Here is a 26,463-nt window from a genome sequence, read left to right on the forward strand (position 1 = left end):
CACTTCGTCAATTGGCACCCTAGCGGGTTTCCGGTGAGGTGCCCATCACGCCCACCGACGCTGCCGGATCAGCTGCGAAAATACCAGCGAACAGGGCTGTTTTCCGGTGGTAACGTGCGTTCATGAGATCGTTCGCCGCTCCGACGGTGGCCGGACGCAAGGTCCTGATCACCGGGGCAGCGCGCGGTATCGGGGCCGCACTCGCCCGCAAACTCGCCGCCCAGGGCGCCCACGTCGCTCTGCTCGGACTGGAACCGGAACTGCTGGCGGAGGTGGCCGCCGAATGCGGCGACGCGCCGTGGCGCTACTGCGACGTCGCCGACCGGGCCCAGGTCGAGCGCGTGGTCGAGGCGCTGGTCGGCGAACTCGGCGGGCTCGACGTGCTCGTCGCCAACGCCGGGATCGCCAAGCAGATGCCGATGATCGGCGGCGATCCGAGCGTGCTGGAGGAGACCCTCGCCGTCAACGTGCTCGGCGTCGCGTACGCCGTGCAGGCCGCCGGTCCCCACCTGGCCCGTCCTGGCGGCTACGTGCTGATGATGTCGTCGATCTCCACGGCGGTGCAGTTGCCGCTGGCCGGCGCCTACAGCGCCTCGGCGGCGGCGGTCGAATCGCTGGCGGGCACGCTGCGCTGCGAGTTGCGTCCGACCGGCGCGCGCGTGGGCGTCAGCTACTTCGCCGAGATCGATACCGAGATGACCCGGCGCGGCTTCGGCACCGCGGCGGCGCACACCGGCCTGCGCGAGCTCAGCCTGACCGGCACCTCGCCGATCGGTCCCGCGGTGGACGCGTTGGTCCGGGCGATCGCGCGCAGGCGCAAGAGCGTCGTCTCACCCTGGTGGGTATCGCTCGTGCTGCCGGTGCGACCCTTGGCTCAGCAGCTGGTGCAGCGGTTGCTCGGCAACCGAGTCGCTCGCGCCATCGAGATCGCGCGCACCGAGGACGCCCCCTTCACCACCACCCAGCCTGCCCGACCACGCAGAATGGAACGGCAAGCCTGACCTCGAGCACGGAGTTCGACGATGAGCGATTCGGCATCCACCCTGCGCCAACTCCCGCGCGGACGGCACCACCTCTCGCGCGAAGAAGTGGTCGCCTCCCAGCGGGAACGCATCCTCGTCGCGATGGGGGAGGCGATGACCGAGGGCGGCTACGTCGGCACGCCGGTGGCGGCGGTGCTCAAACGGGCCGGGGTCTCGCGGGAGACGTTCTACGAGCTGTTCCGCTCCAAGGAGGACTGCTTCGCCGCGGCCTTCGACCGGGTCTCCGGCCTGCTGGCCGGGCGACTCCAGGAGGTCATCGCCGAGACCGCCGAGGCCGACGCGTTCACCAGGATGGACGCCATCCTCACCGCCTACTTCGACCACATGATCGACGACCCGGCTTCGGCCAGGCTGTTCCTGATGGAGGTGTACGCGGTCGGCCCGTCGGCGGTGCGGGCGCGGATGGAACTCCAGAGCCGCTTCGTCGCGGTCGTCGCCGCCATGCTCGGCGCCCAGACCGACGAGCAGCAGTTCGCCTGCGCCACGCTGGCCGCCGCCATCGGCGCGATGGTCACCGGCAAGATCGCCGCCGACGACCTGGTGGGCCTGCGCGCTCTCAAGGAACCCCTGATCGACCTGGCCCGCCGCTCCGGCGTCGTCTACGGCAACGCGTTCGCCGGCTGATCCTCGGCAGGCGCGGCGGCCCTGCCGGTCCGGGTGAACCGCCAGGCGCCGATCCCCAGGCCGACCACGACCGGGACGGCCAGGGCCGACCCCGTCGAACCCCAGCCGCCCAGGCCGGGCACGAACGCGTCGAGGATCGTCTTGGCGGCGAAGAACAGGAACAGCAGGCCGGAGGCGAACGCGATGCCACGCTCGGGGAGGTGCTTGCCCGCGAGCTTGCCGACCAGGATCGCGAGGGCGCCCGCGGCGACCATGCCGAGGGTCGAGCCGATCCACACCGCGAGCCAGCCGTTCTTGGAGGCCAGCGCGGCGGCGGCGAACATGGTGCGGTCGCCGAGCTCGGCGAGCATGAAGGCGGAGATGACGACCAGGAAGGCGTTGCGGGTGCTGGGCGGGGGAGCGTCATCGGTCTCGTCGGCGGAGCCGAGGGCGTCGCGCAGCGTCCACAGGCCGACGACCAGCAGCGTGAGCGCGGTGACGACGGCGATCGCGTTCGCGGGCAGCGCGGTACCGAGGAAATGGCCGACGCCGGCGGCGATGAGATTGACGGCGACGCTGGCCACGGTGATCCCCGACAGCACCACCCACCAGCGATAACGCAGCGAGAAGGTGAGCGCCATCAGCTGCGATTTGTCGCCCAGCTCGGCGAGGAAGAGCACGCCGAAGCTCAGCAGGATCGTGGCGATCATGAATTCAGCTCCCAGGGTGGTACTCCGGCCTGCGGCTGAAGAAACGGGTGCGCCTCCAGCCACACCGGTCGACGGATCGGTTCGTGGCCGAAGGTCTCGCCCACCGGTGGTGACCGGTTCACGCAGCCGGACCGCGCCGAATGTGGCGCCGATCAGTATGTCGACTGCGCGATTGCGGGCTACTCCCCTTCGCTGGTGTCCACCCTAGCGCGATAGCTGGTGGTATGCCAACTCATTGTTAGCGAAATCGCTATGGCCGCAATAAGTTTGGCTGCGCGGCCCGAATAGTTCGGTATCCCTGATTTCGGCGTCGCGGATGCCCGTTGCCGGGTATTCGCCGGGCCGGTGTCGCGAAAGCCTCAGGCCGCCAGCAGCATTGCCAGGACGGCGGTGTCGGGATCGCTGATCAGATCCATCCCGACCCGGCTCACCAGCGAGGTGACCGTGCCGTCCAGCTCGGCCTCGGCCCAGGCCGCGCGATGCTCGAGACCCAGATGCGGCACGCCGGGCAGCAGCACGCAGCCCGAGGCGGCGCCGGTGCACTCGGGCAGCGACGGCCGGGTCTCCGACGGCGGATGCAGCATCAGCAACGCGGGCGGCACGTGCGCCGCGAACCGGCCCGGCTCGATCGCCTCCTCGCCTAGCACCGGCCCCTCGGCCAGCACCAGCCCGACCGTGCCCGGTTCCGGGTCGTCGGGCAGTTCCTCGCGCACCCCGAACACGGTCGAGGTCGTCAACAGGCCGGGCATCGAGGCCACCCGCACGGCGAGCACCAGGACCTGCGCCCATTCCTTGGTGGTGTCCGGCCAGCGGCCCGAAACCACGAATCCCTGCAGATGACCGCGCGCCTGGAAGGGCGTGATCCCGATCGGACCCTGTGTCGTCATGATGGCCTCCCGATTTTCCGGGGGCTGCGCTGCCCGGTACGTCAGGAATAGCCCGAAACCCATCTGGCACACAAGTACCACTGAGTGCCAGGAACAGGGCAAAGAACGCAAAAGACCCCCAGCGGACGCTGGAGGTCTTTCGCGAAAGCGAGAACGCGGGCCGGACTAGCCGAAGATCAGGCCCTTGCCCTGCGACACCGCGCGGGCGAAGCGGTCCTGCACGTCGGCCCAGTTGACGACGTTCCAGAACGCGGTCACGTAGTCGGCCTTGACGTTCTTGTACTGCAGGTAGAAGGCGTGCTCCCACATGTCGACCTGCAGCAGCGGGATGATGCCGGTCGGCACGTTGGCCTGCTGGTCGTACAGCTGGAAGGTCAGCAGCTTCTGGCCCAGGGTGTCGTAACCCAGGACGGCCCAGCCGGAGCCCTGCAGGCCGTTCGCGGCAGCGGTGAACTGCGCGCGGAACTTGTCGAACGAACCGAACTGGTCGGCGATCGCGGCGGCGAGGTCACCGTCGGGCTGGTCGCCACCGTTGGGGGAGAGGTTCTTCCACCAGACGGAGTGGTTGTAGTGACCACCCAGGTGGAACGCGAGGTTCTTCTCCAGCAGGAGGATGTTCGCCAGGTCGCCGTTCTCGCGGGCCTCTTCGAGCTGCTCCAGCGCCTTGTTGGCGCCGGCGACGTAGGCGGCGTGGTGCTTGGTGTAGTGGATCTCGTTGATCTGACCGGAGATGTGCGGCTCCAGTGCGCCGAAGTCGTAGTCCAGTTCCGGCAGCGTGTAGACGGCCACGATGTCCCTTTCCGTATGTCGGGCTGTGTGCGCCCATTCGGACGAGCACACCAACCATCATTCGTACACCCGCTCGATGCAACCCCGGACGGTCGGCCCCGCATTCCCTTCGAATCACGCCGGAGGAAACCCAGGTGTCCGCGGGCGGTACCTACAGCGGCGGTGCGACGTCGGCCTTGGAGGCCCGCAGATCGCCGGAATCGTGGGCGGCCCACCAGCGCTTGCCGCCCGCGATGAAATCGGCCATCGGGATCTCCCGGCCCGCCGGGTCGGTCACGGTGATCCGGTCGAACCAGACGCGGACGTCGAGTTCGCGCGGGTCGATGCCCTCTTCTTGGGAGAACTCGATGACGTGCGCCGCGATCCGGTTGTCGAGCACGGTGTCGAAGCTGAGCAACTCGCTCCACAGGGTCCAGCCGCTGTCGTCGAGGTCGATGAATTCCCAGCCGTGCAGCCCGCCGCCACCGAAACTCTCGATGGCCTCGTCGAGCTGCTCGAGGGTGAGGGGGAGGACGCGGGCGTCGATGTCGTCCCAGCGCTGGATGCGCAGGGACGCGGCCACCCGGGTGACCCCCGTGAAGGTGAGCAGGACTTTGGTGTCGATCGGCGTCTCGCCGTCGGCGGGTAGCGTCAGCACCTCGAGAGCGAGCTGCAGCCGCCCCGCGGCGGCGTCCACCTCTACTCCGAGACAGGTTGATTCGGACAAAGCGGTATTCAGGCCGTTGATGTCGAAACTGTCGAGTAGCCCCCTGCTCACGTTCATGCGCTCAGGCTACCGATCGGCCCGCCCGGATCCCAGGATTTAGGATTTTCTCTACTGATGTCGTTTTTATGGAACCGAATCGGCCCGGCTCGCGTCCAAGTAGATGTCGGGACCGATGGGAGGTCGGAATCCCGACGTCAGCGGCGAACGGCCGCTCCGGGATGACATGGAGGGGAGTCCCGGATCGGCCGTTCCGCCGCTGACTTCGCGCCATGTCACCTCGGTTGATAGCCACCGCCTCATGATTGTGTGCTGACCGATAGCTGAGACCTGTGGATCAAGTTGTGGATTCTGTGGATAACCGGGATCCATCCCCAGACCGCGCATTGCCCCGCCCGGCGTCGCTTCCGGCATGGCAGGATCGAGGCGTGACGAGCTCCGATGTGCCCACGGTGCCGGTGGGTGCGGTACCCGCCGCGTTCGACCACGCCGAACCGGCCCCCGGCGCCCAGCTGCTCGACGTGCGCGAACCCGACGAGTGGGAGCTCGGGCACGCGCCCGGCGCGATCCACATCCCGATGGTCGACGTGCCGGCCCGGCTCGACGAGATCGACATCGACGCCGAGGTGTACGTGGTGTGCAGGCAGGGCGGGCGTTCGATCGAGGTCGTCAAGTATCTGGCCCACATCGGGTACGAGGCGGTGAACGTCGCGGGTGGGATGGTGGCCTGGCAGCAGACCGGCCGTCCGGTGGTCGCCGACGGCGAGCACGAAGCCAAGATCTACTAATCCGGAACGGGGTGCGCGGGTGAGTTCGGTGGTGCAACCATGTGCACGCTGTGGCGCGCGATGGGCTGTGCAGGGCGCGCCGATGCACTGGTGCCCCCGGTGCCGTGGCGTGCTGCTGTCGCCGGGCAAGGTCGACGCGCCTGCCGCCCAGCGCAACTACCGCTGGATCGCCCGCAGGCCCGACCATCGCGCGCGCAAGGCCGCGGCCGCCACCGTACGGGCGCCGGTCGGCCCCACCCCGCGCTACACCGAGATCCCGCGCTGGGGCCTGCTCGATGCGCCGCCCGCGCCCGCCCGCGCCGCCGAGCGACCGCTGTGGGGCCTGGCGGCCTCGCGCGATGTCCTGCTCGTGGTGACGGCGCTGGCCTTCCTGGTCGCCGCCTGCGCCGAGTACGGCCGCTATCTCATCCTGCTGCGCAACCGCACCACCCTCATCCCGAACTGGCTGCTGGTGATCTCCGACATGTCGGTGTGGGTGTTCGGCGTCATCGCGCCGCTGTGCGCCCTCGCCACCGCGCTCGCGCTGATCGCCTGGCTGATCGAGGCGCGCAAGAGCGCCTTCGCCGCGCAGGGCAGGCGCGATCCACGGCGCCGCTGGGCGCTGGTGCTCGGCTGCCTGGTGCCCGGTGTGAACCTGATCTGGCCCGGCGTCTTCCTCACCGAATTGCTCGGGTCCGCACCCGATCCCCGCGCCCAGCGGGCCGTTCGGATCTGGTGGGCGGCCTGGGTGGTCAGCGGCCTGATCCTGGTCGGCGCCACCCTCTGGCGCGACGCGTCGACACTGCAGGCCGAGGCCGACGGCGTCTCGTTCACCGCGTTCAGCGATCTGTGCGCGGCCGGTTTCGCGGTGCTCACGCTGTGGACCGTGCGGCTGCTCGAAGGCCGTGACCTGCGGGGCGCGCCGCGCTCTGCGCACCGCTGGGTGATGGCCGCCGACCCGGCCGAGGCCGTCATCGCCCCGGTGCAGCCCGGCGCCCCCGCGAGCGGGCAGGATGACACTGAACGCGCGGATTCCGTCGAAACAGGCGAGAATGCGCAGGAGGAGGTTGTGGCCAAGTGAGCCAGGGCAATCGGGCGCCATTCGTCGTCGCGCACCGTGGTGCGTCCGCTGCGCGCCCCGAGCACACTCTCGCCGCGTACGAGCTGGCCCTCGAGGAGGGCGCCGACGGCGTCGAGTGCGACGTCCGGCTGACCCGCGACGGGCATCTGGTCTGCGTGCACGACCGCACCGTCGACCGCACCTCCGACGCCACCGGCCTGGTCAGCGAGCTGACCCTGGCCGAGCTGCGCGACATGAACTTCGGCACCGAGGACGCGCCGTCGGGCGTGCTCGCCCTCAGCGATCTCATCGGTCTGGTCCTCGACTGGCGCAGCAGGCCGACCAAGCTGTTCATCGAGACCAAGCACCCCGTGCGCTACGGCGCCCTGGTGGAGAACAAGGTGCTCGCCGAACTGCAGCGCTTCGGCATCGCGACGCCCGCCTCGGCCGATCACTCCCGCGCCGTGGTGATGTCGTTCGCCGCGACGGCGGTCTGGCGGATCCGCCGCGCCGCGCCGCTGCTGCCGACCGTGCTGCTCGGTGAGTCCTCGCGCTTCCTCGGCGGCGGCGCGGCGACCACCGTCGGCGCCACCGCCGTCGGCCCGTCGGTGAAGACGCTGCGCGAACACCCCGAACTCGTCGACAAGGCCGCCGCGGCGGGCCGGGCCACCTACTGCTGGACCGTCGACGATCCCGACGACGTGACACTGTGCGCCGACCTGGGCGTCAGCTGGGTCGCCACCAACCATCCCGGCCGCACGAAGTCGCTGCTGGCCGGCGTCTGAGCTGTGCTGTTGGAGCGCTGGCGCGCTCGAGGTCGCGGCCCCTCCTGTCCCGTCGATCAGGTGCCGTTGCTTGCTCCTTCGTCGCGGACGCAACGGCACCTGATCGACGGGACGGCCGCGACGGCCGACTGCGTCGGCCTGCCCCTCCTCGGGTCGGGGCGTGGTGGCTGGGTGGGGCGAGAAGTGGTCCACAGTCGCCCGGCCATAAACTCCGTGCGTGGGTAAAAGCAAGCGGAACAGTCCGAAGCCCGACAGTAATCGGGCTCAGCGTCTCGCCGAGCGGCGTGCGGCGCAGGAGCAGGCATCTGCGGCCGTGACGCGGCCGTTCGAGGGGCTTGCTGCCGAATGTGATCTGGTGGCGCTGCGGGAGTTCGTGCCGTCGGCGACCGCGACCTTGAAGCTGGCGCCCGGTGTCGCGGCGCAGCGCGAGGTGACGCTGGCGACGGTGCTGCCCGGTGCGGTGGCCGCGCTGGTGCGCGCCGGTGACGAGCCCGTCGGCTTCGTCGGCACGCAGATGCAGTACCAGGGCTCCGACCCGAACGCCGACATCGCCGCGGCGATCCTGTGGACCCAGTCCGCCGAGCCGGGCGAGTCGCTGAACTCGGCCGACGCGGTCCAGGGCGGTCCGCGCCTGGCCGACGTCATCGATCCGGGCGCCGACCTCGAGCTCACCGTGCACCAGGACTTCGACTGGTGGGTGCCCGAGGGCGTGACCCCCGATCCGCAGGTGGCGGCGACGATCGAGCAGGCCAAGCAGGCGATCATGCCCTCGGCGCGGCTGGATCTCGGAGCCGACGGCGTCGGCGCGGCCTGGTGGGTCGACGCGGGCGAGAAGGCGCACGTGCGCTGGGTGCGTCCCGAGGACGAGGACAAGCTGATGCTGGCGCTGGCACGGGTGCACGCCGGCGGCGGGCTGCACATGGGCGAGGGCTCGCGCTTCGCCGGCTCGTTCCGCACACACGGTCTGCTGGTGCCGGTGTTCGATCTCGATCCCGAGCGGCACCCGACCGAATGGGAAACGCCCGCACGGGAATTCGGTGCGCGGCTGGCGGAGGCGCTGGCCTCGGATGCCCCGATGTCGAGCGAAGAGCGTCGTTCGCGCGACGGGCTGCGTTCGCGTCAGGTCACCCTGCGCTGAACTCTTCCATCCTGAACTAAATGAAATAATCCCCTTTCACATGCCGGGTCGGCTAGGTTCACGCCTACGCCGGCCAATCGGCGCAGTGGAAAGGGATAACAATGGAGTTTCTCGGTTCGGTCGCCGGTCTCGCGCAGATGGTGATCGGCACGATTCTGGCCAATACCGGCTCGGGCGGTTCCGGCTCCGGCTGGTGAAGCGCACAACGGATTCGGCTCGCGTTCGCGAGCCGAATCCGGGTGGCTCCGGTCAGACGCTGCCGCCGGCGACGGACGGTGCGCCCGAGGTGTCCTTCGGGGTGCTGAGCTCGCGCCACATGAACGCCTCGAGATCGAACAGGTTCGACCCGGCGCGATCGGCGATATTGAGCAGCGTCGTCATGTGCGCGACTTCTTCGACCTGTTCCTTCAGGAACCACTGCATGAACTGCTCGCCGAGGTAATCGCCCTCTTCGCGGGCCGTGCTGGCCAGCCGGATGATCTGGTCGGTGACCGTCTTCTCCTGGGCCAGGGCCAGTTCGATCGGCTCGCGTGCGGTCTCGAAGTTCGACTTCGCGGCGTCGATGCCCGCGATCTCCACGCTGATGTCCCGGTCGAGGAAATACTGCACGATCATCATCGCGTGATTTCGTTCTTCGACGGACTGGGCGTAGAAGCGCTTGGCCAGCTGCGGGAGGTCGTTGTTGTCGAACCACACCGCAATGGCGATGTACTGATGTTCGGCGTTGAACTCATGCCGGATCTGGTCTTGGAGCAGGCTGTGGAATTTGCTGCGCGGGGGTTCCGGATGAATCGACATGGCCGCAACATTAGACCTGGTCAAAGTGGGTTGTCATCCAAGTGCAACCTTATTGAGGGAAGTATTTCCTAACCAAGTATTCCCTTACTGAAGCTGCCCCGTGCCCGCCATTCTGGGCGCCGTGTTGTCCACCGGGACAACGCCTGCCAGCTCGCGCCGGATGAATTCCTCCACGTCGAACAGATTGTCCTGCCGGTCCAGCACGGTGAGCAGCGTGCTCATCTCCGCGACGTCGGCGACCTGTTCTTTCAGGAACCACTGCACGAATTGTTCGCCGAGGAAATCCTGCGCCGCACGAGCGGCGCCGGCCAGCGCGCTGATCTGCGCGGTGGCGGTCCGTTCCCGGTCGAGCAGGAAGGCGATCGCGGCGCGCGGCGAATCGAACTCCGAGCGCAGCTCGTCGAGCCCGCCGATCGTCACCGCGACATCGCGGTCGAGCAGATACTGGACCATCCGCATCGCGTGGCCCCGGTTCTCGGCCGAGCGGGCGTAGGTCTGCGCGGCCAGTTGCGGTAATCGCTGCGCGTCGAAGTACACGGCGGCGGCCAGATACTGCTGTGCGGTGGTCAGCCCGTGCCGGATCTGGTCCCGCACTAGCTCGGTGAACGAACGATCCTCGGCCATACCACGACGTTACCGCGTCAGCAGGTCCTCGGGAATCTGTTGATCCTTGGCCAGGGCGTCGAAGAAACCGCTCGCCTTCGACTTGTCCCACAGCAGCACGTTGCCGACGTCGGTGTCGTCGAATCCGCCGATCGGGACGCTGGTGGTGACGGTGTCACCACGCATCGCCCAGCCCAGCGCGGCCAGGTTCCAGATGTGGTCGCCGTCATCGACTTTCAGCGAGCCGGCCACCCCGGTGGCCATCGGCCACAGCGCGAACGGATTGGCGAGGGTGCCCATGCTGGTCGCCTTCTTCAGCAGCGCCGACATGAACATCCGCTGGTGGTTCATCCGGTCGACGTCCGCGCGCGGGGTCGCCCTGGTGCGCACGAAGCCCAGTGCCTCTGGCCCGCTCAGTTCCTGGCAGCCCGCGGGCAGATCGAGCCCGGCCAGCGGGTCGACGATCGGCTCGTCCAGGCAGATCTCGATGCCGCCGAGCGCGTCGACGACGCCGGCGAAGCCGCCGAAGCCGATCTGGGCGTAGTGGTCGATCCGCACCCCGGTGGCCTCCTCCACCGTCTGCACCAGCAGCGGCGCGCCGCCGAAGGCGAACGAGGCGTTCAGCTTGTCCTTGCCGTGGCCGGGAATGCTGACGTAGGAGTCGCGCGGGAGGCTGACCATCGTGGTCGGCCCGGACGACGGGATGTGCACCAGCATGATGGTGTCGGTGCGTTCCGGGCCGGTGTCGCCGCCGGTCGCCAGTTCCTGCTCCTGCTCGGTCGACAGGTCGCCGCGGCCGTCGGAACCGACCAGCAGCCAGTTCGTGCCGGGCGTATCGCCGATCCGGTCGCTGTAGGAGGCGAGCGCGGTGATGCGGGTCAGCGAGTTGTCCAGGTGGATCACCGCGGCGATCAGGCCCGCGATCAGCAGCACGACGATCACCGTGAACCACCGGAACGGATGACGCTTGCGGCGTCGTCGTGGCGGCTGGACCTGTCCGCCGGCATCCGCGGGCGGCGGGGTGCGCCGCCGGGGCGGGACGGCGTCGTGGTGGGGGACCGGGCGCTGGGTCGGCGCGTGCCTGACCTGCTCGCGCTGCGGCATCGGGCGCGGGGTCGGCGCGTGCTGGCGCGGTTTCGCCTGCTCGCGCGGCAGCTGCGAATAGGCGAGCGGCTGATCGCCGCGGCCGTCGCGGTGCAGGACCTGGGTCGGCTCGATATGCGAGGCGGGTCGCTCGCGCCGTTGGGCCGGGTTGTAGCGCACCGTCGGGCCTTCGTCGGGCGCGGGCACGCGTCCGGCCTGCGGGTTTCCGCGCCGCATCGTCGGATCGCCGCCGGGGGGCAGGCCGCCGGGCGGCAGCGGTCGCCGCGGCGGAGTGCCGCGGCCCGCGGGCGGCGGCACGGCAGGTCCACCGGGGCGGCCTGGAGGCGGCGGCACCCGGCGCCTACGCGGGTCATCGCGGGGATCGTCGCCGTTCATCACTGTCGAACTCTACTGATCGTCGGGGGCGCGGGTGGGTTGTGCGCGCTCGGTCTCTACTGGATACCCCGCTCGGGTGCCCGCGTTAGCGGGAAACGCGGTGATGTGGCGAGACTCGCCGTGACACGCCGCTCACGGCAGCCAGCCGACGCGGCCGCGCAGCACGGTGTAGCCCAGGTAGGCGACCGCATCGATCGTCGCGTGCGCCAGGATCAGCGGCCACAGCCGATTCGTGCGCTGCCAGTAGCGTCCGAAGATCACGCCCATCACGATGTTGCCGAGCCCGCCGCCCAGGCCCTGGTACAGGTGATAGCTGCCACGCAGCAGCGCGGAGGCGGCCAGTGACCGGTTCTCCGACCAGCCGAGCTTGCGCAGCCGGGTGATCAGGTAGGCCACCACGAGCACTTCCTCGGCCACCGCGTTCGCGCACGCCGACAGGATCAGTACCGGCAGCCGCCACCAGTGCTCGGTCAGCGAACTCGGCACGATGGTCACGCTCACCCCGAGCGCGTGCGCGATCAGATACAGCGCCAGTCCGGGCACGCCGATCACCGCCGCCAGGATCAGGCCGTGCAGCACATCGGTGCGGCGAATCCTGGCCAGCCCGATCAGTCGCGGTCCGATCCCGCTGCGCCACAACAGGTACAGGCCCAGCGCCGCCCACGCGAGCAGCCGGGTGATTCCGACCAGCTGGAACAGCAGGTCGAGAATCGAGTTGTCCGAGCGCGAGGCGTTCAACGCCACCGTGCGCCCGCCGACCCCGCCGGGCGCCAGCGCCGAATCCAGCAGGGCCAGGCCCGCGCTGATCCCGCTCAGCCCGAAGGTGACGAGCAGGACGACGGTGATCTCGACTCGGAGACCGAACCGTTCCCGCTCGCTGAGCGTGGTGTCAGGAGGATCGACGCGCATGTCGCGCAGTGTAGGCAGCCCCGGTGGCCGGGGCGCGTCGCGCCGCGACCGGATTCAGATGCGGCGCAGGCCGTTCAGAAAGGGGCAGCCGGCCAGGATGCGCACCGCCTTGCTCAGCGCGGCGACGTCGTCGGCGGGCGTGGCGAAGGGCAGGCGCACGTCGTGGTCGCCCTCGTTGCTCTCCACCCGCAGGGTCAGGCCGTAGCGGTCGATGGCCAGCGGATGCACCAGGCCGCCGCGTAGCCGGGTCGGCAGGTGGCGCGCGAGCTGGGCGACGATATCGGCGTGGTCCTCGGCCAGGTGCTGTAGCCAGGCGCTCTCCAGTTCGCAGAACGGGTCGGCGCTGGCCGCGCGCAGGTCGGCGTGGTCGACCGATTCCGCGCCGGAGGTGTCGGCCAGCACGGCCGAGTTCACCACCACGCGCAGCAGCGTGACCCCGTGTCCGACGTCGAGCAGCCCCGGATGCGGGTATTCCTTGGCGATCTCGACCGCGAGCGTGCGCTGGGCCTGCATCGGCACCTGCCGCACCCACCCGCGCAGCCACACCAGCGCCCGGACCGGTTCGCGCAGCGGCAGCGGCGCGTGATCGGTGAGCTCGAGCACCGCCGAGGTCTCGTTCGCGGTCGCGGCCAGCGCCGCCGCGAGCGAGGTGGCGGGCACCGCGATCACCGCGTCACCACAGCGGCGCAGGTGATGCAGCGAGGTCGGCACCGGATCGATGCCGGGCAGCGCGAGCATCGCCGTCTCCGCGTGGGCGCACGCGCTGCGCACGCGCTCGGCGGTCGTCGGCGCGAGGATCGTGGTGGGGCTCGACATGACAACCTCCGCGAACTGTTGATTAGGTAAACCTAAGCTAAGTTACCGCGCGACTTCGCGCAAGGGGACACCCCGGCGAATCGCCGAACGAATCGGCTCTACGGTGGTCTGATGACGCACGACGACCACGGCGACGACCAACCGACCTCCGCCGAACCCGTGCTGGTCACGCTCTCGACCCCCGCCCGCCGCAGTCTGGTGGCGGGCCTGGTCCGCCCGCTGGGCAGCGCGCCGGCCACCGCCGAGGTCGTCGACATCGACGTCCCCGACGCCGAACTGGCCGCCTTCCTGGTCCGGATCGCGCACGCCGACCACGGTTTCGTCGCCCGCACCGCCAGCGCGCCCCGTGCGGTCGCCATCGTCGCGGGCACCGTCGCGGCCCTCTGCGGTGAGGACATCCCGACCGCCCTCAGCACCCCCGACCTGGATTTCCTGACCGCGCTCAAGCCCCCGGCCATCGAAGCCACCCGTACTGTTCTGCTGGCCATCGAAACCGACGATGAGCAGGCGATCCGGGACGCGCTCCGGGTGCTGGATTCCTGAGCGGGGCCGACTTCGGACAACGATCCAGCTAATCTTTCTGTGTGCCGCGTATTGCGTATTTCGGACCGTCCGGGACGTTCACCGAGATGGCTCTGGCGAAGTTCGAGAACTCGGGGGCCTTCGACAGTCCCGTCGAGCGAGTCGCCGCGCCGAGTCAGGGCGCGGCGCTGGATCTGATCCGCTCCGGTGACGTCGACGGCGCGGTCGTGCCGATCGAGAGCTCCGTCGAAGGGTCGATCCCGGCGACACTGGATTCCCTCGCCCTCGGACCGCGGCTGCAGATCGTCGCCGAGACCGAGCTCGAGGTGAGTTTCACGATCCTCGCCCGGCCCGGCACCACGCTCGCGCAGGTGCGCACGCTGGCCGCCTACCCGGTGGCGGGCGCGCAGGTCAGGCAGTGGGTGGCCCGGAACATGCCCGAGGCGCAACCGTTCACCTCGGCCTCCAACGCGGCGGCGGCCGAGGACGTCGCGGCGGGCGTCGCCGACGCCGCGGTGTCGACGGCGCTGGCGGGGGAGCGGCTCGGATTGGCCACGCTGGCCGCCGGGGTCGCCGACCACGAACAGGCGATCACCCGCTTCGTCCTGGTGACCCAACCCGGGGTCGCCCCGCACGCCACCGGCGCCGATCGCACGTCCATCGTGCTCGAACTCCCGAACGAACCCGGCTCGCTCATGCGCGCGTTCGCCGAATTCGCCACCCGCGGTGTCGATCTGACCCGCATCGAGTCGCGACCCACCCGGACCGCGATGGGCACCTACCGCTTCTACCTCGACTGCGTCGGCCATATCGACGATCCGGCGGTCGCGGAGACCTTGAAGGCACTGCATCGCACGGCGCGGGTCCGGTATCTCGGCTCGTGGCCCGCGTACGCGGCAGTCGGAACACCGCCCCCGTCGGACGAACCTGCCGCAGAATGGTTGACGCAATTGCGAAAGGGGGTCGCTGACCTATGAGTACACCCGCGAAGCTGGTGCTGGTGCGGCACGGCGAGACCGAGGGCAACGTCGCGAAGATCCTGGACACCCAGGTGCCCGGTCTCCCGCTCACCGAACGTGGTGTGGCCCAGGCGAAAGCCTTCGGCGCCGGTTTGGAACGGGCGCCGCAGGTGCTGGTGTCGTCGGAGGCGCTGCGGGCCCGGCAGACGGCGAGCTACATCGAGGCGGCCACCGGTGCGCCCGCGCACGTCCTCGACGGGCTCTACGAGGTGCAGGTCGGCGAGTTGCACGGCCGCTCGGATCAGGCGGCGCACGAGTTCTTCCAGGAGATCTACCGGGGCTGGCACCGGGGCGATCTCGACACCAGGGCACCCGGCGGCGAATCCGGTCGTGAGGTGATCGACCGGATCGTGCCGATCCTCACCGGACTCCGCGAGGAGTTCCTGACCGAGGACGCCGACGGCGACGTGATCGTGGTGAACCACGGCGCCGCCATGCGCCTGGTCGCGATGACGCTGGCCGGGGTGGCGCCGCCGTTCACGACGAACAACCACCTCGACAACACCGAGACCATCGAACTGCTCCCCACCGCGAACGGCGGCTGGGAGTGCCTGCGCTGGGGCAGGTTCACGCCACCGTTCGCGCTCGAGGCCGAGCCCACAGCCGACGACCCGATGGGCTGATCAGGCCGGGTTGTCGGCCGTCGCGGTCGGGAACTCGGTGCGGATCGGCAGCGACTCGATGAGATCGGCCACCGCCGTGCGCAGGCGCGCGTTGGTACCCGTGGCGATCGACGACCACTTCACGCCGTCGTCGGCCACGCTGGCGGTGATGATGAATCTGCCAGCGCGGGTGTTGAACACGGCGATGTGGTTGTCCTGGATGTCGCGCGTGCCGTCACCGTAGGCGACGCCGATGATCTCGGCGTAGGAGTGGATCTCCACCAGCGCCGAGGCCAGGGTCTGGGCGTCGGTGGCGGGCTTGCCGATCTTGCTCAGCCGCTCCGTGGTGGCCGCGACGTCACCGGTATCGCCGAAGATCGGCGCGAGTTCCTCGGTGGGCGCGTTCATTCCGTACAGCTCGAGCGGTTCGGACTTGCCCAGCGCCTGCAGGACCGCGCCGGGCAGGTCCAAGCCCGCGTCGTCGATGACATAGGACTCCGGCCCGCGCAGGGCGACGACCGCGCGGTCGTCGCCCTGCGCGAGGCAGAACCGGTTGACGTGGCCCTGGACCACCCAGCGCAGCGCGATGATCCACTGCGGCCGGTAGAGCACCCGCAGGCGCTCCGCCAGCTCGGTCTGGACCACGTCACCGAACAGCAGTTCACGCTCGGTGAGAGCGGCTTCGGCCGCCTTCATGGCGGCGTCGTGCGTCGAGATGTTGTCGTAGCGGCCCATGGCGTCGAGCACCACGGGCATCTCGTCGAATTGCAGCTTCTCCAAGAGGAACTGCATGTCGTCGAGCGATAGCACGACGGCCTCCAGCAACGATCCCCCGCTACTCCCCCCGAGCACCGTCACTTGGCCGATCCGGCGAGGTCGCCGCCGATCACACCTTCGGCCGTGTACCGGCCGTCGGTGAACGCCTCGTCCGAGCGGCCGTAGTCGACGCCGTTGTGCTCGTCGTCGTCCTCGCCGTTGGCGCGGTTGCCCAGCAGCGGGTTGCCGGCGGTGTTCGCGTTGCGCACCGGTGCGCCCTCCGCACGGGTGACGACCGACTCGGTGACCGCGGGGGCGGCGGCGGGCGCGTTGGCCGCCGGAGCACCCCAGCCCTCGGGCAGCTTCAGCTGACCGTTGCTGAGCGAGACGTTGCCGAGACCGGCCGACGTGGTGGCCACACCGGCCGCGGCGCCGACGGCGCCGAGGCTCGCCATGGCGGGTGCCGCGGCGGTCGTCGCGGGCACGGTCGCCGCGGAGGTGGCGGCCGAGATCGCCGAGGCGCCGATGTTGCCCGCCGTGCTGACGCCGCTGGTGACGACGCCACCGGCGACATTGGCCGCCTGGGTGGCGGCGCTGACGACGCCGGGGTTGGTGACGAAGGCCTGCGCCGCGGCGACCGCGGTGCTGAGCGGGTCGCCGCCGAAGTCGCCCTCGGCGGCGGTGCCCGCGCCGTTGGCGATGGTCGGCGGCATGGAGAACTCGCCGGGCGTGGTGACGGTGGCCGTGGTGGCGGCCTCGTAGGTCTCCATCACCAGCGCGGCGCGGATGTCCATGGCGTGACGGGCGACCTCGGCCGCCTCGAACGCGCCGGACACGACGCCGGGCGGGTTGGCCGAGGCGGCGACCGCGGTATTGGTCGCGGCGATCTCGGGCAGGCTCGGCATCGCGAGCGAGGCCACGGTGTAGGCGGTGGCGTTGGCGGTGGCCTTGACCCCCATGGCCGCGGCCATGATGCCCTGCTGACCCGCCCAGGCGCCGAACGGCGCGAGCTTGGCGAGCACGGCGAGGCCGTTGACACCCTGCAGGCCGACGCCGACCTCGGCGATCACGCGGGTGATGGTGAAGGCGGCGTCACCCCACGCCGCGGCCAGCGTGCCCCACGAGGTGGCGGCGGCGGAGATCGGAACGGCGTGTGCGCCCGCGTTGAGCGTGGTCGAGTTGACTTCTGCCATGCGCGGCAGCCAGAAGACCCCGGTGATCCCTGCGGTCATGCTTGTTTCTCCCCTGAATGAATGATCGGCGACGGATCGGGTACGACTAGATCTGGATCGCGGTGATCGCCGCGCCCTGGGCGATGTCCTCGCCGATGTTGGTGACCAGCTGCGAGCGCAGGGTCGCGGCCGCGTGGTGCAGCTCGAGGATGCCCTGGGCGACAGAGCTGTCGTGGGTGGCGGCGGCGCGGTTGAAGTGCGAGGCCGCGAGCAGCGACACCTCTTCGGCGCCGGACGGGAGCACATGGGTGGTTGGCCCGGCGAGGCCGGCGGCCACGGCGAGGCGCTCGGCGAGCAGATCCAGCTCGGCGGCAGCGGCGAGGACGATTTCAGGTGTGACGAGAACGTGTCCGACCATGACCCGACTCCTTCTGGTGGCGACTATCGGGAACCACGAGAATTCCCCCTACGAGTGATAGGACGCGAGAGCGGGTCGTTCGGTTCCATCGATTCCCCACCCAGTTTCGCTAGCCCCATCCCAGCTCATGCAACCGGTCGTCGTCAATCCCGAAATAGTGTGCTATTTCATGGATCACGGTGATCGCTACTTCCTCGACCACCTCGTCGGCGGTAGTGCAGATGTCGAGAATAGCCTCTCGATAGATGGTCACGGTATCCGGCAGCGAACCCGCGTAGTAGCTGTCGCGCTCGGTGAGCGCGATGCCGTGATACAGCCCGAGCAGCGAGGGTTCCTCGTCGTTTCTGGCCTCGACCAGCACCACGACATTGTCGATCGCCTCGGCCAGCTCGGGCGGGATCAGGTCGAGCGCGTCGCTCACCAGCTCCTCGAACCGCTCCGGCGACATCCGTTCCGACACGGTCACCGTGGTTGTGGCTGCGGGGGCAGCGGCGCGGCGCCGGGCAGCGGGGCAGGCGTGGAGCGCCCGGTGTTCGGCGGCGGCACCGGGGCTTGACCGTCGATCAGGATCTCGCCGCGCGCCGACCCGACGATCGCCGCGAATCCCTCACGGTCGGCGCCCTTTCCGAGCCAGCAATCCAATTTGTGACTGCCCGCGAGCCAACTGGTCGGTTCCAGATAATCGAAGAACAGGGTCAGCGTCTTGTTCCGGATGGCGTCGGGGCTGCCCAGATAGTCGGTGGAGAGGCGGTTGCATTCGGACTCCACGTACTTGTCCTGATCTGCCTCCGACGGGGGACCACCGGTGAAGTTGCTCGCCAGGTCGACGGTGCCGACGATCTCGACCGAATGCGGCTGGGCGCAGTCGACCGGATCGGTCGGCAGGTTCTGGTTGATGCCGAGGCAGGTGCCGGTGGCGTGCACCTTGGACTGATCCTGGCCGGCGACCGAGCCGGTCGCGGCCGGGCTGGCCGAGGTCGCGGCGACCTGCAGGCCACAGCGCAGGGTGCGGTCGCCGTGCTGCCAGCCCGCCGGGCTCGGCGACATCACGTTGACCATGTACCGGCCGCGCGGATCGAAGCGCCCGCCCAGATACCGCTGCACCGCGGGGACGCAGTGCTCGTCCCTGAGCTCGGTCATCCGCAGCGAATCGGGGTGCCTGGTGCCGCCGGCGAACTCCCGGCCGGGGTAGGCGGCGAGGTCGATCACCCCGGCGACCTCGAACAGGTGCTTGTCCTCGCAGTTGACCTTCACCAGGTCGCTGCGATCGGACTTGGTCCAGCTCAGGCAGTCGCCCACGCTCGCGCTGCTGAATTCCTTGTCCCGGACCACGGGCTCGGAGCCGGGCTGGTGCGCCTCGAGCCCCTTGTCGTTCTCGAAGCCGGTGACCAGCATGGTGACCATCGCCGCGATCACCGCGCCGAGGGCGCCGATCAGCAGCCCCCACCGCAGTTTGGTCGCCGACAGATGCAGCGAACTGGGGACGCGGCCACGCGACGCGGATCCCTCGGCTGGTTCCCTCTGCTCATCAGACATCGGATCCATCATGGCAGCGAGATTCGGTCCATGCCACGACACCCGGCACGCGCGACCTCATGACACCGCACTTCCGTCCACGCCTCGCCCTGCTCGCCCGACCTCGAGGAGGGCAGGCCGCGCAGCGGCCGTCGCGGCCGTCCCGCCGGTCAGGCGCCGTTGCGTAGGCGACGAAGGAGCAAGCAACGGTGCCTGACCGGCGGGACCCAAGGGCCGCGACCTCGAGCGCGCCAGCGCTCCAATACCTCAGCCGCGCAGGGCGGAGGCGAAGATGCCGGGCAGGCGGGTCTTCTTGCCGTCGCCGTAGAAATCGGTGAGCTTGCGACCGGTGCCGGTGCCGGTCTTGTTGCTGACGAACCACGGCGGCTTGGGGCTCAGGGTGAATTCGCCGTGCAGCAGCGCGCGCGGCGCGGGCCGGAACGGGCCGCGGACCACGGTGCGCTCCACATCGTCGAGCAGGAAGGCGTTGTGTACGACGCCGATGCCGCTCTGGATGTCGTCGAGGGTGTGGCCGGGGAACGCGCCCCAGCTCGCGCGCGGGGTGAGGAAGGCCAGGCCGGTCCAGGCGTTGAGCGCGACGGTGCCGTAGCGCAGATCCTCGATCGCGGTGTCGAGCGCGCCGCCGAGCTCCTTGATCGATGCCGGGTGCGCGATGATGTTGGCGCCGAGGGTGCCCATCAGCTCGTCGTTGGCGAAATCGACCGCGTTGCGGAGGAATTCGGTGCCGCTGCCGGGCAACTCGACCACCCCGAGGACGGGGGAGAAGTACTCGGTGCGCAGCAGCGGGGTGTCGCTCGCGGGCAGGTTCTCGACCAGCACGCGGCCGTTGGCCCGCTCCGAACCGGGGTACGCCGACAGCGCGCCCTCGACCCGGCCGTCGCTGCCGGGGTAGTACGCGGGCCGGGCGGGCGCGTTGTCGATCGCCGTGCGCAGTTCGGTGAGGAAGGCGTCCTTGAGCGGCCAGTCGGCGCTGAGGACCACGGTCTGGGCGGCGACGCAGTTGTAGCCGCCGTTGTGCAGCCGCTGGGTCGCCACGTGCTCGGCCTGGAACTTCAGGTCGGCGGCCGACCAGTCGCCCGGCACGACGATGCACGGCGCGACCCCGCCGAGTTCGCTGGTGATCGGCTTGTCCAGCGCGGGGGCACCGGTCTTCTTGCGCTCGATGCCCGCCTCGCCCGGGCCCCACACGATCGCGTCGTGCGTGGGCGCGCCGCCGGTCATGTGCACGTGCGCGACCTGCGGATGGGTCACCAGGTAGCCGCCCTCGGGCGCGCCACCGGTGAGGATGCGGACCACGCCGAGCTCGATGAACGGCGCGAAGATCGCCTGGAACACCGGCAGCAGCGGATCGGTGATCGGGTTGAGCTTGAGCGCGACCACCCGGTTGTTGGCGTAGAGCTCGTAGAGGGTGTCCAGCGGCGCGATCGACATGATGTTGCCCGCGCCGAGCACCGCGCCGACACCGCCGGTCGCGGCCGGGTCGAGCTGGGCCAGCCCGGCCTTGCGCCGTGCGGTGGCCGCGTCGACTCCGGGGCGCAGCCAGACATCGGCGCTGAAGCCGCTGAGCAGCAGTTTGTCGTAGACACCGTGCGGCAGCGCGGGCACCGAGACCCGTCCGCCGGGGGCGGTGCCGAGCTCGACACCGGCGAGCGGGCTCACCCCACGCTCGAGCGCGCCGACCGTTTCGGCCAGCGCTTGCGCGCCCGCCAGCATCGTCATCGGTCCCGACATCCACTCCTCGCCGACGAGCGGGCTGTCGGCGGCCAGCTGCTTGATGGTGCGGGCCGCCGCGACCCAGGCCTCGGCGTTGGCGGCGGTGCGCGTATGGAGTTCCTCGAGCAGCTCGCGGCGACGGCGCAGGTCGGTCGCGGCCCAGGTCTTTTCCCCCTGCGTGAGATCAGCGAGCGCGTTATCGATGACGGCGGTGTCGAAAGTAGTACTCACACCGCAACTATGCTCCTGTTCGGCCCGGAAGGCATAGGCCGCGGGATAAAGAGTTGAGTAAACTACTAGGCTGTTTTCTCATGATCGACCTCCGATTCCTGCGCGAGAACCCGGAAGCCGTCCGAGCCTCGCAGCGGGCCCGCGGTGAGGACCCCGCACTCGTCGACGCCCTGCTCGAAGCCGACGCCGCGCGCCGGGCCGCCGTGGCCACCGCCGACACCCTGCGGGCCGAGCACAAGGCGATGGGCAAGGTCATCGGCAAGGCGAGCAAGGACGAGCGCCCCGCGCTGCTGGCCGCCGCGACCGACATGTCCGCCAAGGTCAAGGAAGCCGAGGTCGCCCAGAACGCGGCCGACGCCGACCTCGACGCCGCGCACCGCGCCATCTCCAACGTGGTGCAGGACGGCGCGCCCGCGGGCGGCGAGGACGACTACATCGTTCTCGAAACCGTCGGTACCCCACCGGAGTTCGACTTCGAGCCGAAGGATCACCTGGAGCTCGGCGAGTCGCTCGGCCTGATCGACATGGAGCGCGGCGCCAAGGTGTCGGGCTCGCGGTTCTACTTCCTCACCGGCGCCGGCGCGCTGTTGCAGCTGGGTCTGCTGCAGCTGGCCGCGCAGAAGGCCGTCGCCAACGGCTTCACCATGATGATCCCGCCGGTGCTGGTGCGCCCCGAGATCATGGCCGGTACCGGCTTCCTCGGTCAGCATTCGGCGGAGGTCTACCACCTGGCCGACGACGATCTGTACCTCGTCGGCACCTCGGAGGTGCCGCTGGCCGGCTACCACGCCGAGGAGATCCTGGACCTGAGCCAGGGCCCGAAGCGCTACGCCGGCTGGTCGTCGTGTTTCCGCCGCGAGGCGGGCAGCTACGGCAAGGACACGCGGGGCATCATCCGCGTGCACCAGTTCGACAAGGTGGAGATGTTCGTCTACACCACCCCCGAGCAGGCCGATGCCGAGCATCAGCGGCTGCTCGCGTGGGAGCGCGAGATGCTGGCCGCGATCGATGTGCCCTACCGGGTCATCGATGTGGCCGCGGGCGACCTGGGCAGCTCGGCGGCGCGCAAGTTCGACTGCGAGGCCTGGGTGCCCACCCAGCAGACCTACCGCGAGCTCACCTCGACCTCGAACTGCACCACCTTCCAGGCCCGCAGGCTCTCGGTCCGCTACCGCGACGAGAACGGAAAAGCGCAGGTCGCGGCCACGCTGAACGGCACGCTGGCGACCACGCGGTGGATCGTGGCGATCCTGGAGAACCACCAGCAGGCCGACGGTTCGGTGCGGGTGCCCGCGGCGCTGGTGCCCTTCGTCGGCACCGAAGTGCTCGAACCGTAGAGTCCTTCACTGTTTGCTGAAGTCCCATTTGGTGGATGTGGCAAACGCCCTGACCGAACAACATCTAGGCTGGTGCACGTGCGAGGAATCGGGGCGCGCGGCGATACCCGAACCCGGGTGCGGGCGGCATCGGCGTTGGCGACGGCAAAGGTCATGGCCAGGACAACGGGGGCGTTCTACGTCCTCGGTGGTGTCCTCGGCCTGACGATCACTGCCATCGCACCGGGTGACGACGGTAGTCGGCTGCTGGTCGGGACGGCGGCGGCGGTCGCGCTGGTGCTCGGTCTGACATTGCTGGCGTGGGGTCCGCGGATGCCGCATTCCCTGCACCACCTCTACCTGGCCACCGCGACCGTCCTGGTGACGATCGCGGTGCACTCCTTCCCGAACCTGGTCGGCGGCATCACGCTGGCCTCGTTCTACGTCTTCGTCGCCTGCGACGCCGCGCTGTTCTTCGCGTGGCCGCAGGCCGCCGCGCACATCGGCTTCGCGATGGCGCTGTGCCTGTGGGTGCTGCCCGACCGTGGGCTGCCGTGGTGGTCGGGCATGATCCCGGCCGGTGTCACCTTCGGCGCGGGCGTCGTCGTCGGCATTCTCACCAGGATGGCCTCCGACGCCGATATCGATGTGCTCACCGGCCTGCTGAACCGGCGTGGTTTCGAGAAGCAGCTCAACCCCGCCATCGATGCGGCGGGTCGCGGCGGTCAGGGCCTGGCCCTGGTCCTGGTCGACCTGGACCGCTTCCAGAAGATCAACGATCACCTCGGCCACCGCGCCGGGGACGCGGTGCTGCAGCGGGTCGCCGACACCTGGCTCGACCTGCTCGCCCCCGATCAGGTGCTGGCCCGCTTCGGCGGTGACGTCTTCGCGCTGCTGCTGCCCGGCACCACCGAGCAGGCCGCGATCCTGCTCACCGAGAAGCTGCGCGCCGCGGTGACCATGGGCTGTTCGGCCGGTGTCACCTCCTGGCAGCCGGGCGAGTCCGGTTCGCTGCTGATCAGCCGCGCCGACGTCGGCCTGTACCGGGCCAAGCAGGCCGGGCGCAATCGCACGGTGCTCGAGTCGTCGCGGCAGCTGCCGCTGGCGGTGGAGCTGCGCGAGGCGATCGACCGCGGCGCGCTCGACGTGCACTACCAGCCGATCGTGAGCCTGTCCGAGGACGGCGGCCAGGCCGTCGGCGTCGAGGCGCTGCTGCGCTGGTCGTCCAACGCCCAGCCGGAGGTCACCACCGAGGGACTGATCCGGGTGGCCGAGGAATACGACCTCATCTCCGACCTGGACGAGCTGGTGCTGCGCCGCGCCTGCGCCGACGCCGCCCGCCTGCAGGAGAGCTTCGCCTCGCTGGATCTGACGCTCAACGTCAACGTCTCCGGTCTGGAACTGGCCGAACCCGATTACGCCGAGCGGGTCGCGACCATCCTCAACGACACCGGCTGGCCCGCCGACCAGCTGGTCCTCGAGGTCACCGAGAGCGAGCTGGCCGCCGAATCGCAGACCGCGATCACCAATCTGCACACCCTGCGCGACCGTGGCGTGCGCATCGCCATCGACGACTTCGGCACCGGGTACTCCTCGCTGAGCCGCCTGGCCACCATCCCCAGCGACATCCTCAAGGTCGACCAGTCCTTCGTCGCCGCGATCCGCTCGGATTCCCCGGCGCCGCCCCTGCTCGGCGTGATCGCCGCGCTCAGCAAGTCGCTGGATCTGCAGGTCATCGCCGAGGGCGTGGAGACCGAATACCAGGCGGCGGTGCTCACCGAGCTCGGCTTCGCGCTGGCCCAGGGCTACCACTACAGCGACTCGCATCCGGTCTCGGAACTGATCAACGACCTCAACGACGGTCAGGGGCGGCCCGGCAGCACCGACGACGACGATTCGCTCTCGGCGAGCGGCTGGATTCCCCTCGGTTAATCGCTTGACGCCTCGCCCGCGCGCGGCGAACCATGGACGCATGCGAATGCTCATCTACCGCTGTTGATCTTCGGAGCTCTACCGGCGCGTCGCGGCGGTGGTGGCGCGTTTGACCAGTGAACCGGTCGGCGTGCGTGGTGTCGCGGTTCGGGCGGTCCTGTTCAAGGGCACGCGCGATCTGCTGCCGATCTATGCGCTCTACGGTGTGCTGTTCGCCGATCACGGCCTGAGCACCGCGCAGATCTCGCTGTTGCTCGCCCTCTGGTCGGTCACCGCGTTCGTGCTGGAGGTGCCGTCGGGCGCGTGGGCCGACACCGTCTCGCGCCGGGCGCTGCTGGTCCTGAGCTGTCTGCTGCAGGCGGCCTGTTTCGCGCTGTGGATGCTGGCCCCGTCGTTTCTCGGTTTCGCACTGGGATTCGTGATCTGGGGCGTCGCGTCGTCGCTGGAATCGGGCACGTTCGAGGCGCTGATCTACGACGATCTCGTCGCCCGCGGCGAACCGTCGGCCTATGCCTCGATCATCGGCTGGGCGCGTGGCGCCCAGGAGACCACGGTGCTGGTGGCGATCCTGGTGGCCGCCCCGCTCTTCACCCTCGGTGGCTATCCCCTGGTCGGCTGGGTCAGCGTGGCCATCGCCCTGCTGCACACCCTGACCGCGGTGGCATTGCCGAGCGCGCCGGTCGCCATCTCCGCGGCCGCCGTCGACGACCTCGACGACGAACCCCCGGCCCCCGGCCCGCACCAGGTCCCGGGTGCGGCCCCCGCACACCCACACTCGGCCTCCCCCGGGGAAGCGGTTCGCATCGGTAAAGCGGTGGCCCGCACCGAGGATGCGCCGCCCCGCACCGAGGACTCGGCGGCCCGCACCGAGACCGACGGTCCCGCCGACCACCGGGTCGCGCCGGACGACCCCCTCCCGGACACCACGGTTCCGGATAAGGCCCCCGCGCGGTACCTGACCATGCTGCGCACCGGCACCGCCGAGGCGTTCCGGGTTCGCCGGGTCCGGCGAGGTGTGCTGCTGGGCGCCCTGCTGTACGGCGTCACCGCCTTCGACGAATACTTCGGTCTGCTCGCCGTGTCCGGCGGCGCGTCGACCAGTGCGTCCGCGCTGCTGGTCGGCGTGACGGTGGTGGGGTCGCTCGCCGGATCATTGCTGGCCGGCCGGACCGAGCTGGTCCCGGCGCGCTGGCTCGCCGTGGCGCTGTTCGTCGCGGGCCTGCTCTTCATCGCGGGATCGCTGGCGGTGGGTGCCGCGCTCACGGTGGGGCCGGTGCTGTTGTGGGCGGGGTTCGTCGGGATCGGCGTCGCCTATGGAGTGGACTTCGCCATCGAGGTGGTGGCGGGGGCGCGGTTGCAGGCGGCCATCGCCGGCCCGGCTCGCGCGACCGTACTGTCGTTCTCCGGGCTGCTCTCGGAGATCGTGGCGTTGTTGGTGTTCGGCTTCGTCGCGGCCGCCACCCAGTGGCTGTCGATGTCGACCACGATCGCCCTGCTCGGCACGGTGCTGCTGGTGACCGCCCTGCTCACCCCGAGCTGGTTGCCGCCGCGCGCCGAGGACTAGTCACCACCGCAGCATCGGCAGCGGTCGCGCCGGATGCCGCACGCCGTGCCGCAACGCGCTGCGCACCAGAAACTTGTGGAACCCGCGGTAGGGGTATCGCTCGACCACGGCGCGGACGAACGCCGCGTCGAGCCCGCCCCGCAGCAGACCGTGGCTGACATCGACCCGATCGGCGATCCGGAACGTCTCCACCAGTGGGTCGGTGCGCGGCCGCACCCCGTGATGGTCGAGCACCATCGTGCGCGCCAGGTCGGGTTCCGCGATCCCGAGCTCGGCGGCGAAACCGTCGACGAGCGCCGCCGACGGCGCGAGATAGTCGAACGTGCCCGCAGTCCAGATCCCGAGGTCGTGCACCGCCCAGGCGAGGGCCGCCGCGTCGGGCAGGACGCCGCCGAGCAGCGCGCAGTGATAGTTGGCGCAGCGATAGACATGATGGCGATAGGTCGTCTCGTCCGCGCCGAGCGCCGCCCGGTGCCGTCGCAGCACCACCTCGATCACCGGATGCGACACCACCGCGACCTCTGACATCGTGGCCTCCCCTGACGATTCCGGACGACGGCTCCGGGCCGGGTCTACTGTCGAAGACTACGGC

28 protein-coding genes are annotated in these 26,463 nt (G+C 69.8%); 12 read left to right on the forward strand and 16 right to left on the reverse strand.

Annotated features, from left to right (window positions below; all coding sequences use genetic code 11):
- Positions 1–122 precede the first annotated feature (122 nt).
- The gene (locus tag Q7X29_RS01875; protein ID WP_218716125.1) at positions 123–1,001 is read left to right on the forward strand and encodes an SDR family NAD(P)-dependent oxidoreductase; all 879 of its coding nucleotides are present in this window, start codon (positions 123–125) and stop codon (positions 999–1,001) included.
- 21 nt (positions 1,002–1,022) lie between these two features.
- Positions 1,023–1,667, forward strand: coding sequence for a TetR/AcrR family transcriptional regulator (locus Q7X29_RS01880; RefSeq protein ID WP_218716126.1), 645 nt, complete (start codon positions 1,023–1,025; stop codon positions 1,665–1,667).
- Here the strand turns inward: Q7X29_RS01880 and Q7X29_RS01885 are convergent.
- From Q7X29_RS01885 to Q7X29_RS01900, 4 genes are all read right to left on the reverse strand, one after another.
- Positions 1,643–2,356 (reverse strand): TMEM165/GDT1 family protein, encoded by a 714-nt coding sequence (locus Q7X29_RS01885; RefSeq protein WP_218716127.1) that lies wholly within the window; start codon positions 2,354–2,356, stop codon positions 1,643–1,645. The two genes, Q7X29_RS01880 and Q7X29_RS01885, sit on opposite strands and share 25 nt — an antisense overlap.
- Before the next feature lie 359 nt (positions 2,357–2,715).
- The gene (locus Q7X29_RS01890) at positions 2,716–3,243 is read right to left on the reverse strand and encodes a peptidase (RefSeq protein WP_218716128.1); all 528 of its coding nucleotides are present in this window, start codon (positions 3,241–3,243) and stop codon (positions 2,716–2,718) included.
- 165 nt (positions 3,244–3,408) lie between these two features.
- The gene (locus tag Q7X29_RS01895) at positions 3,409–4,032 is read right to left on the reverse strand and encodes a superoxide dismutase (RefSeq protein WP_218716129.1); all 624 of its coding nucleotides are present in this window, start codon (positions 4,030–4,032) and stop codon (positions 3,409–3,411) included.
- A 151-nt stretch (positions 4,033–4,183) separates the two neighbouring features.
- The gene (locus tag Q7X29_RS01900; RefSeq protein ID WP_218716130.1) at positions 4,184–4,795 is read right to left on the reverse strand and encodes a hypothetical protein; all 612 of its coding nucleotides are present in this window, start codon (positions 4,793–4,795) and stop codon (positions 4,184–4,186) included.
- Positions 4,796–5,163: 368 nt separating this feature from the next.
- On the opposite strand from Q7X29_RS01900, the gene Q7X29_RS01905 reads away from it, so the two are divergent.
- From Q7X29_RS01905 to Q7X29_RS01920, 4 genes are all read left to right on the forward strand, one after another.
- On the forward strand, positions 5,164–5,523 hold the full coding sequence (locus Q7X29_RS01905) for a rhodanese-like domain-containing protein (protein WP_218716131.1): 360 nt from the start codon (positions 5,164–5,166) through the stop codon (positions 5,521–5,523).
- 109 nt (positions 5,524–5,632) lie between these two features.
- Entirely contained in the window at positions 5,633–6,583 is a 951-nt protein-coding gene (locus tag Q7X29_RS01910) for a DUF4328 domain-containing protein (protein ID WP_308248333.1), read from the forward strand.
- Positions 6,580–7,347 carry a glycerophosphodiester phosphodiesterase gene (locus Q7X29_RS01915; protein ID WP_316573115.1) on the forward strand — a complete coding sequence of 256 codons (768 nt, stop codon included), beginning with the start codon at positions 6,580–6,582 and terminating at the stop codon, positions 7,345–7,347. The genes Q7X29_RS01910 and Q7X29_RS01915 overlap by 4 nt, the downstream gene beginning before the upstream one ends.
- A gap of 217 nt (positions 7,348–7,564) precedes the next feature.
- Positions 7,565–8,485, forward strand: a complete 921-nt coding sequence (locus tag Q7X29_RS01920; RefSeq protein WP_218716134.1) for a DUF5926 family protein — start codon at positions 7,565–7,567, stop codon at positions 8,483–8,485.
- Positions 8,486–8,734: 249 nt separating this feature from the next.
- On the opposite strand, the gene Q7X29_RS01925 is transcribed toward Q7X29_RS01920, so the two are convergent.
- The 5 genes from Q7X29_RS01925 to Q7X29_RS01945 all read right to left on the reverse strand — a co-directional run bounded on the left by Q7X29_RS01925 (position 8,735) and on the right by Q7X29_RS01945 (position 13,090).
- Positions 8,735–9,283 carry a ferritin gene (locus tag Q7X29_RS01925; RefSeq protein ID WP_218716135.1) on the reverse strand — a complete coding sequence of 183 codons (549 nt, stop codon included), beginning with the start codon at positions 9,281–9,283 and terminating at the stop codon, positions 8,735–8,737.
- A gap of 84 nt (positions 9,284–9,367) precedes the next feature.
- Positions 9,368–9,907 (reverse strand): ferritin, encoded by a 540-nt coding sequence (locus Q7X29_RS01930; protein WP_316573116.1) that lies wholly within the window; start codon positions 9,905–9,907, stop codon positions 9,368–9,370.
- Positions 9,908–9,916: 9 nt separating this feature from the next.
- Positions 9,917–11,365 carry an LCP family protein gene (locus Q7X29_RS01935; protein ID WP_316573239.1) on the reverse strand — a complete coding sequence of 483 codons (1,449 nt, stop codon included), beginning with the start codon at positions 11,363–11,365 and terminating at the stop codon, positions 9,917–9,919.
- 132 nt (positions 11,366–11,497) lie between these two features.
- Complete coding sequence (locus Q7X29_RS01940) at positions 11,498–12,274, reverse strand: CPBP family intramembrane glutamic endopeptidase (RefSeq protein ID WP_316573117.1); 777 nt, start codon at positions 12,272–12,274, stop codon at positions 11,498–11,500.
- Positions 12,275–12,328: 54 nt separating this feature from the next.
- Entirely contained in the window at positions 12,329–13,090 is a 762-nt protein-coding gene (locus Q7X29_RS01945) for a DUF2470 domain-containing protein (protein ID WP_316573118.1), read from the reverse strand.
- 111 nt (positions 13,091–13,201) lie between these two features.
- Between Q7X29_RS01945 and Q7X29_RS01950 the strand changes: the two genes are divergently transcribed.
- Genes Q7X29_RS01950 through Q7X29_RS01960 form a run of 3 tightly spaced genes read left to right on the forward strand, consistent with a single transcriptional unit; the run spans position 13,202 to position 15,254 of the window.
- The gene (locus tag Q7X29_RS01950; protein ID WP_316573119.1) at positions 13,202–13,633 is read left to right on the forward strand and encodes a hypothetical protein; all 432 of its coding nucleotides are present in this window, start codon (positions 13,202–13,204) and stop codon (positions 13,631–13,633) included.
- A 41-nt stretch (positions 13,634–13,674) separates the two neighbouring features.
- The gene (gene pheA / locus Q7X29_RS01955; RefSeq protein WP_316573120.1) at positions 13,675–14,589 is read left to right on the forward strand and encodes a prephenate dehydratase; all 915 of its coding nucleotides are present in this window, start codon (positions 13,675–13,677) and stop codon (positions 14,587–14,589) included.
- Positions 14,586–15,254 carry a histidine phosphatase family protein gene (locus Q7X29_RS01960; protein ID WP_218717455.1) on the forward strand — a complete coding sequence of 223 codons (669 nt, stop codon included), beginning with the start codon at positions 14,586–14,588 and terminating at the stop codon, positions 15,252–15,254. The genes pheA and Q7X29_RS01960 overlap by 4 nt, the downstream gene beginning before the upstream one ends.
- On the opposite strand, the gene Q7X29_RS01965 is transcribed toward Q7X29_RS01960, so the two are convergent.
- The 6 genes from Q7X29_RS01965 to Q7X29_RS01990 form a co-directional block, all read right to left on the reverse strand.
- Positions 15,255–16,043, reverse strand: coding sequence for an ESX secretion-associated protein EspG (locus Q7X29_RS01965; RefSeq protein WP_316573121.1), 789 nt, complete (start codon positions 16,041–16,043; stop codon positions 15,255–15,257).
- Positions 16,044–16,087: 44 nt separating this feature from the next.
- A complete protein-coding gene (locus Q7X29_RS01970; protein ID WP_218717457.1) occupies positions 16,088–17,221 on the reverse strand; it encodes a PPE family protein in 1,134 nt (377 codons plus the stop codon).
- 46 nt (positions 17,222–17,267) lie between these two features.
- Positions 17,268–17,579, reverse strand: coding sequence for a PE family protein (locus Q7X29_RS01975; protein WP_218717458.1), 312 nt, complete (start codon positions 17,577–17,579; stop codon positions 17,268–17,270).
- Between the two features lie 109 nt (positions 17,580–17,688).
- Positions 17,689–18,027, reverse strand: coding sequence for a metallopeptidase family protein (locus tag Q7X29_RS01980; protein ID WP_255587430.1), 339 nt, complete (start codon positions 18,025–18,027; stop codon positions 17,689–17,691).
- Between the two features lie 14 nt (positions 18,028–18,041).
- Positions 18,042–19,115 carry a septum formation family protein gene (locus Q7X29_RS01985; protein ID WP_218717459.1) on the reverse strand — a complete coding sequence of 358 codons (1,074 nt, stop codon included), beginning with the start codon at positions 19,113–19,115 and terminating at the stop codon, positions 18,042–18,044.
- Positions 19,116–19,361: 246 nt separating this feature from the next.
- On the reverse strand, positions 19,362–21,059 hold the full coding sequence (locus tag Q7X29_RS01990) for an aldehyde dehydrogenase family protein (protein WP_218717460.1): 1,698 nt from the start codon (positions 21,057–21,059) through the stop codon (positions 19,362–19,364).
- 80 nt (positions 21,060–21,139) lie between these two features.
- Between Q7X29_RS01990 and serS the strand changes: the two genes are divergently transcribed.
- The 3 genes from serS to Q7X29_RS02005 all read left to right on the forward strand — a co-directional run bounded on the left by serS (position 21,140) and on the right by Q7X29_RS02005 (position 25,871).
- The gene (serS, locus tag Q7X29_RS01995) at positions 21,140–22,396 is read left to right on the forward strand and encodes a serine--tRNA ligase (protein WP_218717461.1); all 1,257 of its coding nucleotides are present in this window, start codon (positions 21,140–21,142) and stop codon (positions 22,394–22,396) included.
- A gap of 78 nt (positions 22,397–22,474) precedes the next feature.
- Positions 22,475–24,307 (forward strand): putative bifunctional diguanylate cyclase/phosphodiesterase, encoded by a 1,833-nt coding sequence (locus Q7X29_RS02000; protein ID WP_308248421.1) that lies wholly within the window; start codon positions 22,475–22,477, stop codon positions 24,305–24,307.
- A gap of 100 nt (positions 24,308–24,407) precedes the next feature.
- Positions 24,408–25,871, forward strand: coding sequence for an MFS transporter (locus tag Q7X29_RS02005; RefSeq protein ID WP_316573240.1), 1,464 nt, complete (start codon positions 24,408–24,410; stop codon positions 25,869–25,871).
- Here the strand turns inward: Q7X29_RS02005 and Q7X29_RS02010 are convergent, their stop codons facing one another.
- Entirely contained in the window at positions 25,872–26,399 is a 528-nt protein-coding gene (locus Q7X29_RS02010; protein ID WP_316573122.1) for a hypothetical protein, read from the reverse strand.
- Positions 26,400–26,463 lie beyond the last annotated feature (64 nt).

Source organism: Nocardia canadensis, assembly GCF_032656385.1.
Classification (GTDB): Bacteria; Actinomycetota; Actinomycetes; order Mycobacteriales; family Mycobacteriaceae; genus Nocardia; species Nocardia canadensis.